Source organism: Flavobacterium sp., from assembly GCF_041392005.1.
In the GTDB taxonomy this organism is placed as follows: Bacteria; Bacteroidota; Bacteroidia; order Flavobacteriales; family Flavobacteriaceae; genus Flavobacterium.
This window is the reverse complement of record NZ_JAWKMX010000017.1, coordinates 1-15,027: the sequence shown is the minus strand read 5'-3', so window position 1 is coordinate 15,027 and position 15,027 is coordinate 1. Positions and strand designations below refer to the sequence as shown.

The following is a 15,027-nucleotide window of genomic DNA, read 5'->3' as shown; positions in this document are numbered from 1 at the left end:
ATTTTCTGCGCCCGAACTTTGTGGTGTTAAATTAATAAATCAAAAGAAAATGAAAAACATTAATAAACTATTATTTACAACTTTTTTATTGATTTTGAGTTTTGCTAAAGCTCAAGAAACAAAAGTAAATTCAACCGAAAGTAAACTTACGGTTTACGGAACATCAAACATTCACGATTGGGATGTAGTTGCCGAAAACATGAGTGGAACAGCCGTTTTTGAAACTGAAAACGGAATTTTAAAAACAATAAAATCAATGCGTTTTTCGGTAGTTTCAGAAAGTTTGAAAAGTGGTAAAAGCGGTATGGACAAAAACACTTATAAAGCTTTAAAAACAGAAAAACATCAAAATATTGTTTTTGTGGTAACAAACATTTCAAAAGTTACAGCAAATGCAAACGAGACTTATACCGTTGCTACGCAAGGAAATTTAACAATTTGCGGTATAACTAAAAAAATAAACCAAACTTTTACTATAAAAAATTTAGGAAATAAGTTTACCATTAGTGGAAAACAAAAAATAGATATGACAACCTATGGAATAGAGCCGCCAAAAGCGCTAATGGGAACTATTAAAACTGGTAAAGAAGTAACTATAGATTTTACAATAATTTATAAATAGATTTTAATAACTAAATAAACATGAAAACAATTTTTAAAAATTCGCTTTTTTTAGCAGCGTTAGCATTTAGCTTAAGTAGCAATGCACAAAACAGAAATTTAGACAATTACAGGCAACCCGATAAAAACGGATTAAATGTTTTTGAAGCACCAAAAGATTCAGTATCAACTTTCGAAAATGTTAAAGTTCGCATTGGTGGGTCGTTTGCATTACAATTTCAAGCGCTAGACCACGAAAATGAAACAGGTGCTGTAGCATTAAAACCTATTACAAACAATTTTAATTTAGCAACAGCTAATTTAGATTTAGACGTAGCTTTAGCTAAAGGCTTACGTATGCACTTACGAACTTATTTATCGTCTCGTCATCATCCAGAACCTTATGTAAAAGGCGGTTATTTACAAGTAGATAATTTAGACTTTATTAAAGAAGGATTTGCTGCAGACTTTATGAAAAATGCTACTTTTAAAGTAGGACATATGGAAATTAATTATGGTGATACTCATTTTAGACGTTCCGATAATGCACAAGGTATTTTTAATCCATTCGTTGGCAATTATATTATGGATTCTTTTACAACCGAAGTAGGTGCCGAATTTTATTACCAAAAAAACAACTTTTTGGCAATGCTTGGTGCAACAAACACAAAACTTAACCAAGATGTTGCAGACAACGAAGTAAACGGAAATGCTAGTCCATCTATTGTAGCAAAAGTAGGTTGGGACAAACAAATTAATACTGATTTAAGAATTCGTTTAACAGGTTCTATTTACAATACTGCATGGGCAACCAGAACCTATTTATATGCAGGCGATAGAGCTGGTGCACGCTACTATTTAGTAATGTCAGAAAATGATCCTGCGGTTTCTGCAAAAACCGATTTTACAACAGGGCGATACAATCCTGGGTTTAACAACAAATTAACAGCAATTATGTTTAACCCTTTTATTAAATATCAAGGCCTAGAATTCTTTGGAGTTTTAGAATTATCAAATGGTAAAAATTTAGGCGAAACCGACAGAAGAAAAGCCAGTCAATACGGCGCAGAACTATTATATCGTTTCGGTAATAGCGATAACTTTTACGTAGCAGGACGCTACAATCAAGTTTCAGCCGAAGATGTATCGGGTTACGATATAGACATTACTCGATTCAATGTTGGTGCTGGTTGGTTTATGACAAAAAATATATTGGCTAAAGTAGAATACGTTACACAACAATACGATGGTTTTGCAACAGGTAGCAAATACGATGGCGGAAAATTTAATGGCGTTGTAGCCGAAGCAATTATAAGTTTCTAATAAAAAATTAAAATTAGCAGGAAAGAGTTTTCTTTCCTGCTAACTATAAAATGAAAAATAGTTTTTACATAATTATTGCACTAGTGCTATTTGGCTTTACTTCAACAGATAAAACACAGGTAATTATTTCCGAAAAAAGCCAAATTATAATTAATGGAAAATCAAATATAAATAGCTTTCAATGCGAATACAATCAAAATTTAATTAAATCACAACTTTTTGTAACCCATTACCAAAAAGAAAATAAAATTCTTTTACAAGGTGCTACTTTTTTAATTCAAACAAAAGGGTTCGATTGTGCTCATCGTATAATTACTAAAGATTTACAATCAGTTTTAAAATCCAATGAATATCCAAACATAAAAATTGAGGTAAATGAGTTAAAAACCAGCGGCGTAAAAATAATTGCTACTGCAACTATTACTATAGCCAATGTAAAAAAAACATACCATATTCCTGTTACAATTAATCCAAAAAACAAAAATGTAAACGGAATTTTAACACTAAACATTAACGACTTTAATTTGAAATCGCCTAAAAAAATATTAGGCCTAATCAAATTAAACGAAGAAGTTTCTATAGCATTTGATTTGTATCTCAAATATTAATAATTACAATGTTAGTTAAAAGCAGTTTTGAACTTTCAAAACTGCTTTTTTATAGTAATTAATATATTTTCTTAAAAAGAAAATCTTACTTTAAAACTTTTACCATCAACCCTTTGCCTTTTATCATTTTCACGGTATCTTTGCAATTCAGATTTAGTATAAATAAAAATGAAATTAGATAAAAAAGAAATTCTAAAAGCACTCGAAACTATTTCGGTAGCTGGCGAAGGAAAAAATATGATTGAAAGCGGCGTTGTACAAAACGTACTAACTTTTGGCGATGAAGTAATAGTCGATATAGTTTTAACAACTCCTGCCCTACATATTAAAAAAAGAGCCGAAGTTGATATTATGAAAGTTATTCACGAAAAAGTGTATGAAAAGGCTAAAATAAAAGTAAACGTAAAAGTTGAAGCACCCGAAAAAACCGAAAATCCAAATTTAATAAAAGGAAAACCAATTCCAGGAATTAGCAATATTATAGCCGTTTCTTCAGGAAAAGGTGGTGTGGGTAAATCTACTATTACAGCAAATTTAGCGGTAGCATTAGCCAAAATGGGCTTTAAAGTTGGCGTACTCGATGCCGACATTTACGGACCATCGATGCCTATAATGTTCGATGTAGAAAATGCAAAACCCGTATCGGTAGAAGTTAACGGAAAATCAAAAATGCAACCCGTACAAAGTTACGGTGTAGAATTGCTTTCAATTGGCTTTTTTACAAAACCAGACCAAGCCGTTATTTGGCGCGGGCCAATGGCTGCAAAAGCTTTAAACCAAATGATTTTCGATGCTAATTGGGGCGAAATCGACTTTATGCTTATCGACTTGCCGCCAGGAACAGGCGATATTCACTTATCAATTATGCAATCGTTACCTATAACAGGAGCCGTTGTAGTAAGCACGCCACAAGCTGTAGCATTAACCGATGCTAAAAAAGGTGTAGCTATGTTCAATAACGATAACATTAAAGTCCCCGTTTTGGGAATTATAGAAAATATGGCTTACTTTACGCCAGAAGAACTGCCTAACAATAAATATTACATCTTTGGTAAAGAAGGTGCAAAAAATTTAGCCGCCGATTTACAAGTACCATTTTTGGGCGAAATTCCATTGGTACAAAGCATTCGCGAAGCAGGCGATTACGGGCGTCCAGCAGCACTGCAAACCGCAACACCATTAGAAAAAGCTTTTGAAGAATTGGCTCGAAACGTCGTAGCCGAAACCGTAAGCCGAAACGATACTTTGCCGCCAACCGAAGCTATTAAAATAACTACAATGGCAGGCTGCTCTGCAGTAAATAAAAAGTAAAAATCGTAGTTGTAGTTTTAATTTTTACTAAAACGGAACAAAGAAAAATATGACCGAAGAAACAACCAAACAAAATGTCGAAAAAGCACTTAGCGAAATTCGTCCTTTTTTAAATTCCGATGGCGGCGATATTTCGTTAGTCGAAATTATCGACAACAAACATGTAAAAGTACGTTTAGAAGGTGCATGTACAAACTGTAGCTTAAGTCTTAGCACCATGAAAGCTGGTGTAGAAACCACTATAAAAAAATATGCGCCGCAAATCGAAACTGTCGTAAATGTATCGTAATTTAGATATAAAGGGCGTGCCCCCTAATAAAACAAAGTTTTCGTCAGGGGTCGGGCTGTACGCAGTACACGATACTTTGCTTCCATCCCTCACGCTATTATGTGACATTTATCACAAAGAAAATTAAAAAAAATGCTGAATTTTACAGCATCATAAAAAATTTAAAATGATAGAAACCGATATTTTAATCATTGGCGCTGGCCCTACAGGTCTTTTTACTGTTTTCGAAGCAGGATTATTACAAATGAAATGCCACCTTATAGATGCTTTACCACAACCCGGAGGGCAATTAGCCGAATTATATCCTAAAAAACCAATTTTCGATATACCCGGTTACCCCGAAGTATTAGCTGGCGACTTAGTTAATAACCTTATGGAACAAATAAAACAGTTTCAACCAGGTTTTACATTAGGCGAAACTGCTGAAACCATCGAAAAACTAAACGATGGTTCTTTTATTGTTACTACAAACCAAGGAACACAACACAAGGCAAAAGCCATTGCTATTGCAGGTGGTTTAGGAACTTTCGAACCACGCAAACCACTGCTTAAAGATATCGAATTTTACGAAAAAGAAGATCGTGGAGTCGATTATTTTGTAAAAGATCCAGAAAAATATCGGGGTAAAAACATTGTAATTGCAGGTGGTGGCGATTCGGCTTTAGACTGGAGTATTTTCTTGTCAAATGTAGCAAATTCGGTTACACTTATTCACAGAAGAAACGAATTTCGTGGCGCATTAGATTCGGTAGAAAAAGTAAAAGAACTTAAAGACGCAGGAAAAATAAAATTAGTTACGCCTGCCGAAGTGGTGGGTTTCAATGGTAGCGAAAGAATAACAGCTGTAGATGTCGAAATGAACGGTGCACGTATGAATGTTGCGTGCGATTATTTCATCCCACTATTTGGATTAACACCAAAATTGGGAGCCATTGCTAACTGGGGATTAGAAATTGAAAAAAACGCCATAAAAGTAAACAACGCTTTAGATTATCAAACCAATATTGATGGCATTTATGCCATTGGCGATGTAAATACCTATCCTGGTAAATTAAAATTAATTTTATGTGGTTTTCACGAAGCTACTTTAATGTGCCAAAGTGTGTATAACCGATTAAACCCTGGTAAACGATATGTGTTAAAATACACAACCGTTTCGGGTATTGATGGTTTTGATGGTAGTAGAAAAGAAGCCGAGAAAGCGGTTGTAAAAGCTATTGATTAATATTATTTTGTTTTCAAGTTTAAAAGTTAAAAGTTTGAAAGTAACTTTATAACTTTTAACATTCAACTTTTGACTAAAAATGACTGACGTAAACATAAAAATAACCGACAGAAATGGTGTAACTCACGAAGTAGTAGCACCAACCGATATGAATATGAACCTTATGGAACTTATTCGTTCTTATGAATTAGCCGAAGAAGGAACACTTGGCATTTGCGGTGGAATGGCAATGTGTGCATCGTGCCAAGTTTATATTTTAAACAACGTAGTGGCTATTGATAGAAACCCAGATGAAGAAGCGATGTTAGATGAAGCGTATCACGTTCAAGACAACAGCCGTTTAGGGTGCCAAATTCATATTTCAGAAGAATTAGAGGGTTTAGCTGTTCAAATTGCACCTGAACAATAATTACAAAATTTTTATTATTAAAATTGTAACCACAAAAAACCAGAAAAAATTAATTTTTTCTGGTTTTCCTATTTAATTAGTAAAACTTGGGTATTTTAGTGGTTGTTATTACAATTGAGGTCCTGCTTTTACAAGCGATTTTCCCTCTTCATTATCTGTATATTGTTCAAAGTTTTTAATAAATTTAGCCGCTAAATCTTTTGCTTTTTCTTCCCAAATTTTAGCATCGGCATATGTATTTCTTGGGTCCAAAATTTCAGCATTTACTTCGGCTAAACTTGTAGGGACAGTAAAATTAAAAATTGGAATATTTTTAGTTTCGGTCTTTTCAATTGAACCGTCAAGAATTCTATCGATAATAGCACGAGTATCTTTTATAGAAATACGTTTCCCTGTGCCATTCCAACCCGTATTTACCATATAAGCGGTGGCGTTGTGGTCTTCCATTTTCTTTACTAATTCTTCTCCGTATTTTGTAGGATGAAGCGATAAAAATGCCTTACCAAAACAAGCCGAAAATGTTGGTTGTGGCTCGGTTACTCCTCTTTCTGTTCCTGCTAGTTTTGCTGTAAAACCCGATAAGAAATAGTATTTTGTTTGCTCGGGCGTTAATTTAGAAACGGGCGGCATAACCCCAAAAGCATCGGCTGTTAAGAAAATAACTTTTGTTGCATGGCCTGCTTTTGAAACTGGTCTTACAATATTTTCAATATGATAAATAGGATAAGAAACTCTCGTATTTTGTGTAACCGACCCGTCTGTAAAATCAATTTTTCCATTGGCATTTAACGTTACGTTTTCTAACAAGGCATCTTTTTTAATAGCTCCGTAGATATCGGGTTCGTTTTCTTTACTTAAATCGATGGTTTTAGCATAGCAACCGCCTTCAAAATTAAACACTCCTTCATTATCCCAGCCGTGTTCATCGTCTCCAATTAATTCACGCTTAGGATCGGTAGATAAGGTTGTTTTTCCTGTACCCGATAAACCGAAGAAAACAGCAACATCGCCATCTTTACCTTTATTTGCCGAGCAGTGCATAGCAGCCATTCCTTGAAGTGGCAAGTAGTAATTCATCATAGAAAACATACCTTTTTTCATTTCGCCACCATACCAAGTGCCTCCGATAAGTTGTACTTTTTCGGTTAAATTAAAGGCAACAAAAACTTCAGAATTTAAACCGTGTTTTGCGTAATCTTTAAACGATGTTTTAGAAGCGTTCATTACCACAAAATCGGGTTCGCCAAAGTTATCTAACTCTTCCTCTGTTGGACGAATAAACATATTGGTAACAAAATGTGCTTGCCAAGCCACTTCCATAATAAAACGCACTTTTAAACGCGTGTTCTCGTTAGCGCCACAAAACGCATCAACTACATATAGTTTTTTTCCTGACAATTGGTTTACCGAAACTTCTTTTAGTGCGTTCCAAGTTGTTGTTGAAATAGGTTTATTATCGTTAACTGCTTTTTCAGAAGTCCACCAAATAGTATCTTTCGTTACTTCATCTTTTACTATATATTTATCTTTTGGCGAACGACCTGTGAACTCGCCCGTCATTACATTTACAGCTCCTAGTTCTGATAATTGCCCTTTTTCATATCCTTGCAAATCGTTATTTAATTCCGCATTATAGAGTTCGTCATAAGACGGATTGTAAATTATTTCTTGAACATTTTTTATTCCGTATTTCTCTAACGAAATCGTTTTCGTTTTTTGAATATTATTATCCATAAAATATGAGTTATGTTGTTTTATTTTTAAAGTGCAAAATTATAAATTATATTTAAGTATAAATAATTATATGCTTTTTTTTACGATTACTGCATACAATAAGAACAACCAAGAGCTAATTAAAAAAAGTCCTCCTACTGGCGTAATTGGTCCTAAAAATTTAGTTTTAACACCCGTAATACTGGCTGTGCTAAGTATATAAATAGAACCCGAAAAAAACAGCACGCCAACTAACGTTAAATAGAAAATAATGGTTTTTTCCTTTATATTTAGTAGTGTATTATTAACTATCAACAACAAAAACAAGGCGTGATACATTTGGTAGCGTACACCTACTTCAAAAGAGGTTAGCTGCTCGGGTAAAAGCATTTCTTTTAATTTATGTGCACCAAAAGCTCCTAAAATAATGGCAATACAACCTAAAAGTGCAGCTACTATCGTTATTTTCTTTTCCATTTTATAAAAATCTCTACAAATATAACCATTTTTCAGTTTGTTAAATTTGACAAATATCAGTTAAATTGTTTTATCAACAATTTACATTTGCGTACTTTCGCTGCTTATTACAAAATACAATGAGAAAAATATTAGTAATAGGAGCTGGAAGGTCTGCTTCTTCTTTAATACAGTATCTTTTAGATAAATCTGAAACCGAAAAACTCCACATAACTATAGGCGATTTATCGGAAGAATTGGCTAAAAAAAAGGTTAATAACCATAAAAACGCTAGAGCAATAGCCTTCGATATTTTTAACGAAACACAGCGTCATGAAGAAATTAACAATGCCAATGTTGTAATTTCTATGCTCCCAGCGCATCTTCACATTCAAGTAGCAAAAGATTGCATAACTTTTGGCAAAAGTATGGTTACAGCCTCTTATATTAGTAAAGAAATGCAAGAGCTCGACATTCAAGCAAAAGAAAAAGGCGTTGTTTTAATGAACGAAATAGGTCTTGACCCAGGGATTGATCATATGAGTGCCATGAAGGTTATTGATGAAATTAGAGACAAAGGCGGTAAAATTATTCTTTTTGAATCGTTTTGTGGTGGATTAGTAGCACCTGAAAGTGATACCAATTTATGGAATTATAAATTTACTTGGAATCCAAGAAATGTAGTTTTAGCTGGGCAAGGTGGTGCTGCAAAATTTATTCAAGAAGGAACCTATAAATATATTCCTTATAACAAATTATTTAGAAGAACCGAATTTTTAGAAGTAGAAGGATATGGTAGATTTGAAGCTTATGCAAACCGCGATTCGTTAAAATATCAAAATGTTTATGGTCTTGCTAATGCACTAACGGTTTATCGTGGTACTATAAGAAGAGTTGGTTTTTCAAGAGCTTGGGACATTTTAGTGCAATTGGGTATGACAGACGATTCTTACGTTATGGAAGATTCTGAAAATATGAGTTATCGTGATTTTACCAATTCATTTCTTCCTTATCACCCTACCGATACAGTTGAAATAAAACTACGTCATATTCAAAAAATTGATCAAGATGATGTTATTTGGGACAAATTAGTAGAACTAAACTTATTTAATGCCCATAAAAAAGTAGGTTTAAAAAATGCCACACCAGCACAAATATTAGAAAAAATTCTTTCGGAATGTTGGCAACTTCAACCCGAAGACAAAGATATGATTGTGATGTATCATAAAATAGGATACGAACTTAACCATGACAAACGGCAAATTGATGCTACAATGGTTTGTATTGGCGACGACCAAACTTATACTGCTATGGCAAAAACCGTTGGTTTACCTGTAGCAATTGCTGCTTTAAAAATTCTAAATAACGAAATTAAAACGCCAGGCGTTCAATTACCTATTTCAAAAGAAGTTTATGAACCTATTTTAAAAGAGTTAGAAGAATTTGGCATAACCTTTAAAGAAGTAAACGAGCCTTATCTTGGCTACAATTTGCTGAATGTAAAAAAATAGTTTATAAGATTTATAAAACCATCTAAAATAGTAAAAACGGATATGCTATTTCCTTTAATTTAACATTTTGCACCAATGAAAATAAATTCTTTACAAGTTGAAATTGACGGCATAGACAAAGAAATATTACGCCATTTAATGGAAGATGCACGCTTACCTATTCTTCAAATTGCTAATAAAATTGGTATATCGGGTGCTGCTATACACCAACGGTTAAGAAAATTAGAGCAAGCCGGTGTTATTGCAGGTTCAAAATGTATTATAAATAGCAAAATATTAGGCTATACAACTATGGCTTTTATTGGCGTTTATTTAGAACGCGCCTCTAGCAATGCCGATGCAGTAAGAGAACTTAAAAAAATTCCAGAAGTGTTAGAATGCCATTATACTACAGGAAATTGGAGTATTTTAATCAAAATTATTTGTAAAGATAACGAACATTTAATGCAATTACTCAACAAAAAAATTCAAACAATAACTGGTGTTTCGCGAACCGAAACCTATATTTCTTTAGAACAACAAATTGAACGTCAAATTCAATTATAACCAATAAAAAAGCCCTAAACTTTATACCAATTTAGGGCTATTTCTATTTTCTTTCTATTATTTCTTTATTTTTATCGTCTTCCAAAAACTTGCAATGCCCAATATAATAAGGAAGCAATAGCTCCAATTGCAGCTACTAAATAGGTACGAGCTGCCCATTTTAAAGCATCTTCTGCACCTGCATATTCTTGTGGCGTTACCATATTTTTATTTTTTAACCAAGCCAAAGCACGGTTACTGGCATCGTATTCTACAGGTAAGGTTACAACCGAAAAAGCAGTAGCAATAGCCATCATAATTAACCCTGCTACGGCAACATAAAAGCCCATGCTAGAAGCCGCCATTAACGCTAATCCTCCAAAAATAACCCATTGCGATAATGAAGATGTTATTTGCACAACAGGCACCATTTTAGAACGCATTTGTAACCAACTATAAGCCGTTGCATGTTGCACCGCATGGCCGCATTCGTGAGCCGCAACAGCCGCAGCCGCAGCATTTCGTTGATTATATACGGCTTCCGATAAGTTTACGGTTTTATTTTGCGGATTGTAATGATCGGTTAAACGACCTGGCGTTGAAATCACCTTTACATCGTAAATACCGTTGTCGTGCAACATTTTTTCGGCAATTTCGGCACCACTCATTCCATTTTGCAAATGAATATTGGAATAATGTGCAAATTTACTTTGCAAACGATTGCTAACCAACCAACTTACAAGGGCAATAGCGCCCATTAATATCATATACATCATAGTATTTTAATTTTTTATAAATATAATCAAATTTTGAACCAATTTTTAAAATTGTCAATTTGACAGATTTTTCAGTTTCGAATGCGTAAAATGTATAGAAAATTACCCTACAATATTGATAATTTTCCCTGGAACAATAAATCCTAAAAACTATTCCAAAACTTGAATTTTCCAGATAGATTTAGCGTATTTAGCCATTTCTTTCTGTCTCAAAATTAATTTATTTTCATCCCATGTTTCAAAATCATCAATAATTTTATTGGTAAATTTTGAATTACTTTTTTTAAATACTTCTTTTTTTATTTCAAATTTTGAATTTTCAATATCTCTATTTAAGTTTTTTTCAAGAAGTGTAAGATTACCCATTCGAAAAATAGAACGGTTTATTTCTTCATCAGTAAATTCACCCCAATTTTCATCAGCACTTTCGGGCAAAATATGCTCGATTGTAAAAATATCACTCTCAAAGGCAATATCATTTGAAAATACTTTTCTTTCTATATTTCCTAAAATGTATTTAACTATTTTGTGATTTCTAGTTGTTCTTTTAAAACTTTTTGAAATAAATGCTTGCTCAAAATCTGAATCATTAACATAAATTGGTCTTAATAATTCGATATTATAATTATTATTGTTAAAAATTTCTATTGCTATTTTATTGTAAATATCTTCTTGTTCGTTTGGATTTAATCCTCCAATTACATTGTATCGAAAAGAAATAATCGAACAATATTTAACTAGTTTTGTAAAGTCTTCATCGCTTAGTTTTTGGTAGGCAATTAAAAACAAGGAATAAACTTGTCTAACTTGATATAGCTTTAATTCTTCCAAATAACTAATTAGTTCATTTTTACTTTTCCACAATTCATCATTTGGGTTTTGAATTGCTGAAAAAATATCTGCATTTACATCTAAATCTCTAATTAAAAAAAATGCTTGTTCTTTATTAAAAATTGATTTTTTTATAGTTTTGAATAAATTATTCTTTCGGACAATTTTGTTCCTACTATTCCAATAATATCTCAAGTAGTCTTCAAATTTTTGGTTACCAAGTTTCCCTAACACTTTACTCCAAAGTGATTCTAACTCTTCCATTTCAGACTTGTGAGGATTTGTTTCGTCAACAACTGAAAATAAATAATTTTTTAATAAATCTGATGACGATAATTGAACGCCTCTAGCATTTAGTGTTTCAAAAACTTTAAAAGCATTTAATTGGTCTGTAACTTCTATTACCGTAAAAGATAATTTATCTACAATTTTATCAATAAATCCAGCCAATTCTTCACCAGATTTAAATTGTTTTTTTGCTTTATCATAAAACCACAAAAAACATTCACGCATATGTTTTTCTGAGGAATTTGTATTTCTTATTGGCAAATCTTTCAATAAAACAAGATGCTGTCTATAATAATCGTCACTATTTCTGTTTAACTTAATTTTATTGTCAGAGATCAAAGTTACAGGGTTTATATTTCCAATATAACTATTTTGTAAAGTTTCTTTTCTTCCTTTATTTATTTCACTATCAATATTATTACTTACTAAATCATCAAGACATTTTAAAATTGACAATATTAATAAGCTCATAGTTGTTAACCTTTGCTGTCCATCTATTATAGAGAAATTTTTATTATTAGTTGTTTGTAAAACAAGATAACCCATGTAATGTTCTGTTTCTTCATCTTCCATTAAAGACATTAAATCTAACCATAAGTCGTCCCATTGTTCAGATTCCCAAGAATAATCTCTTTGAAATTTTGGTATTTCAAATCTTAGACCATTACCCATAAGTTGTCTAAACGTTTTCTGTGATGTATCTTGGATTCCTCTCATAAATTGATAATTAGCCCACTAAATTAATAATTTTTCCTGGAACAATAATCACATTTTTAGGTGTTCGTCCTTGTAATTGTGCCTGCGTGCGTTCGTCATTCAATATGATGGTTTCGATTTCTTCTTTGGTTAAATCTAACGGTAATTCAATTTTATAACGCATTTTTCCATTAAACGAAACAGGATATTCTTTACTACTTTCTACTAAATATTTTTCTTCAAATTTCGGAAAAGCAACCGTTGCAATAGATTCGTTGTAACCTAGTGCTTGCCATAATTCTTCTGCGATATGTGGCGCATAAGGCGAAATTAAAACTGCTAAAGGTTCTAAAATAGCACGATGATGGCATTTTTGCTGTGCCAATTCATTCACACAAATCATAAATTGTGAAACCGATGTGTTGAACGAGAAATTCTCGATATCTTCGGTTACTTTTTTGATGGTTTTGTGTAACGATTTATACATTTCTTTGGTTGGTTCGTCGTTGGTAACATTGAATCCATTATCGTCAAAATACAAACGCCATAGCTTTTTTAGGAAACCGTAAACACCCGTAATTCCTGCTGTATTCCAAGGTTTTGCTTGTTCTAACGGACCTAAAAACATTTCGTACAAACGCAAAGTATCGGCTCCGTATTCATTACAAATATCATCTGGATTGACAACGTTGTATTTTGATTTTGACATTTTTTCTACTTCGCGAAGAACTTTAAATTCGTTTTTATCATTAAAAATAAAAAATGCATTCTTAAATTCTTCTCTCCATAATTTTAGTTTATCAATATCAATCTCATTTTCATTTTTCAATAATGAAACATCTATATGTATATGTCTAAATTTTACTTGCGAAATACTTTCATCATTAAGCCCTTTCTCTTTGTAAAATTTATTTTGCAGTTCATACCAATTAGATTGAATATTATCTAAATTTATTAAATCATATGAAATATAAATTGGTTCTATTTTTATCGAATCATGGTAAGATTCTAATACAAACGCACTCATTCCCAAAATCATCCCCTGATTAATCAACTTTTTGAATGGTTCTTCGGTAGGTGCTATGCCTCTGTCTTTTAAAAATTTATTCCAAAAACGAGCATACAACAAATGCCCTGTTGCGTGTTCGCTTCCGCCTATGTATAAATCTACATTTTGCCAATAATTTAAAGCTTCTTGGCTACAAAATTCGTTTTCATTTTGTGCATCCATATAGCGCATCCAATACCACGAACTTCCCGCCCAACCTGGCATAGTGTTTAATTCTAATGGAAAAACATTTATGTGATTAATTTTATCGTTGCTTACCACTTCATTTGTTTCAACATTCCAAGCCCAAACAGTTGCATTTCCTAATGGTGGTTGACCGTCTTCGGTTGGTAAATACTTTTCTACTTCGGGCAAACGAATGGGTAAATGCTTTGCATCAATCATTTGCGGCAAACCATTTACATAATACACAGGGAAAGGTTCGCCCCAATAGCGCTGACGCGAAAAAACCGCATCACGCAAACGATAATTTACTTTAGCTTTGCCAGCACCTATTTTTTCAAGTGCTTCAATAACTTTTTTTGTTCCCGATTTATAATCCAATCCGTTTAAGAAATCAGAATTTACTAATTCAAACCCTTCTTTTCCAGCAAACGCTTCTTCTGAAATATCTTGATTAAAAATATTTTTAATTTCAGGCATGCCGTTCGTTCCTTTAAAATGATTGGCAAACGCATAATCGCGTTCATCGCCACAAGGCACCGCCATTACAGCGCCTGTTCCGTATCCTGCTAAAACGTAATCACCAATCCAAATTGGAATTGGTTCTTTAGTAAAGGGATGTTCTGCATAAGCGCCGGTAAACACTCCTGAAATGGTTTTTACATCCGCCATACGCTCTCTTTCCGAACGTTTTGCAGTTGCTTCGATGTAGGCATCTACCGCAGCTTTTTGTTCTGGTGTTGTGATTTGCGAAACCAATTCATGCTCGGGAGCCAATGTCATAAATGTAACCCCAAAAATAGTATCGGGACGGGTAGTAAAGACAGAAATTACGAATTTAGAATTAGGAATTACGAAATTTACCGAAGCACCTACGGATTTTCCAATCCAGTTACGTTGTGATTCTTTTAAACTTTCTGTCCAATCGATGGTGTCTAAACCTTGCAATAAACGTTCGGCATAGGCTGAAATGCGCATCGACCATTGTGTCATTTTTTTACGAATAACCGGATGTCCGCCGCGTTCGGAAACGCCATTTACGATTTCGTCGTTGGCTAAAACGGTTCCTAGTGCCGGACACCAATTCACTTCGGTTTCGGCTAAATAGGTTAAGCGATATTGTAAAAGTATTTTTTGTTTATCGTCGGTTGAAAAACCATTCCAATCATTGGAAGAAAAAGAGGTTATATTTTCATCGCAAACGGCATCTACTTGCGTATTTCCATTTTTTTCAA

At 33.2% G+C, this 15,027-nt stretch carries 14 protein-coding genes; 9 read left to right on the top strand and 5 right to left on the bottom strand.

The genetic code is table 11. From position 1 onward, the window contains the following. Positions 1 to 49 precede the first annotated feature (49 nt). The 7 genes from R2808_RS08545 (at position 50) to R2808_RS08515 (ending at position 5,765) form a co-directional block, all read left to right on the top strand. Positions 50 to 622 (top strand): YceI family protein, encoded by a 573-nt coding sequence (locus R2808_RS08545; protein WP_371270551.1) that lies wholly within the window; start codon positions 50 to 52, stop codon positions 620 to 622. 20 nt (positions 623 to 642) lie between these two features. Continuing rightward, positions 643 to 1,923: a hypothetical protein gene (locus tag R2808_RS08540; protein WP_371270550.1), complete on the top strand. Its 1,281-nt coding sequence runs from the start codon at positions 643 to 645 to the stop codon at positions 1,921 to 1,923. Between the two features lie 50 nt (positions 1,924 to 1,973). Then, positions 1,974 to 2,531: a YceI family protein gene (locus R2808_RS08535; protein ID WP_371270548.1), complete on the top strand. Its 558-nt coding sequence runs from the start codon at positions 1,974 to 1,976 to the stop codon at positions 2,529 to 2,531. A 168-nt stretch (positions 2,532 to 2,699) separates the two neighbouring features. Then, positions 2,700 to 3,842, top strand: a complete 1,143-nt coding sequence (locus tag R2808_RS08530; protein WP_371270547.1) for a P-loop NTPase — start codon at positions 2,700 to 2,702, stop codon at positions 3,840 to 3,842. 49 nt (positions 3,843 to 3,891) lie between these two features. Beyond that, complete coding sequence (locus tag R2808_RS08525) at positions 3,892 to 4,131, top strand: NifU family protein (RefSeq protein ID WP_371270546.1); 240 nt, start codon at positions 3,892 to 3,894, stop codon at positions 4,129 to 4,131. A 166-nt stretch (positions 4,132 to 4,297) separates the two neighbouring features. Continuing rightward, positions 4,298 to 5,356 (top strand): NAD(P)/FAD-dependent oxidoreductase, encoded by a 1,059-nt coding sequence (locus R2808_RS08520; protein ID WP_371270545.1) that lies wholly within the window; start codon positions 4,298 to 4,300, stop codon positions 5,354 to 5,356. A 79-nt stretch (positions 5,357 to 5,435) separates the two neighbouring features. Continuing rightward, entirely contained in the window at positions 5,436 to 5,765 is a 330-nt protein-coding gene (locus tag R2808_RS08515; RefSeq protein WP_371270544.1) for a ferredoxin, read from the top strand. Positions 5,766 to 5,873: 108 nt separating this feature from the next. On the opposite strand, the gene pckA is transcribed toward R2808_RS08515, so the two are convergent. After that, positions 5,874 to 7,499 (bottom strand): phosphoenolpyruvate carboxykinase (ATP), encoded by a 1,626-nt coding sequence (gene pckA, locus R2808_RS08510; protein WP_371270543.1) that lies wholly within the window; start codon positions 7,497 to 7,499, stop codon positions 5,874 to 5,876. A 66-nt stretch (positions 7,500 to 7,565) separates the two neighbouring features. Next, entirely contained in the window at positions 7,566 to 7,955 is a 390-nt protein-coding gene (locus R2808_RS08505; protein ID WP_371270542.1) for a DUF423 domain-containing protein, read from the bottom strand. Positions 7,956 to 8,074: 119 nt separating this feature from the next. Between R2808_RS08505 and R2808_RS08500 the strand changes: the two genes are divergently transcribed. Together R2808_RS08500 and R2808_RS08495 are read left to right on the top strand one after the other, a co-directional pair. Then, a complete protein-coding gene (locus tag R2808_RS08500; protein WP_371270541.1) occupies positions 8,075 to 9,445 on the top strand; it encodes a saccharopine dehydrogenase family protein in 1,371 nt (456 codons plus the stop codon). Positions 9,446 to 9,520: 75 nt separating this feature from the next. Continuing rightward, a complete protein-coding gene (locus R2808_RS08495; protein ID WP_371270540.1) occupies positions 9,521 to 9,991 on the top strand; it encodes an Lrp/AsnC family transcriptional regulator in 471 nt (156 codons plus the stop codon). Between the two features lie 71 nt (positions 9,992 to 10,062). On the opposite strand, the gene R2808_RS08490 is transcribed toward R2808_RS08495, so the two are convergent. The 3 genes from R2808_RS08490 to R2808_RS08480 form a co-directional block, all read right to left on the bottom strand. After that, positions 10,063 to 10,746 (bottom strand): zinc metallopeptidase, encoded by a 684-nt coding sequence (locus R2808_RS08490; protein WP_371270539.1) that lies wholly within the window; start codon positions 10,744 to 10,746, stop codon positions 10,063 to 10,065. Positions 10,747 to 10,896: 150 nt separating this feature from the next. Then, positions 10,897 to 12,582, bottom strand: a complete 1,686-nt coding sequence (locus R2808_RS08485) for a DUF262 domain-containing protein (protein WP_371270538.1) — start codon at positions 12,580 to 12,582, stop codon at positions 10,897 to 10,899. 10 nt (positions 12,583 to 12,592) lie between these two features. Then, positions 12,593 to 15,027, bottom strand: a 2,435-nt coding sequence (locus R2808_RS08480; RefSeq protein ID WP_371270537.1) for a class I tRNA ligase family protein, incomplete at its 5' end; no start/stop codon positions are given.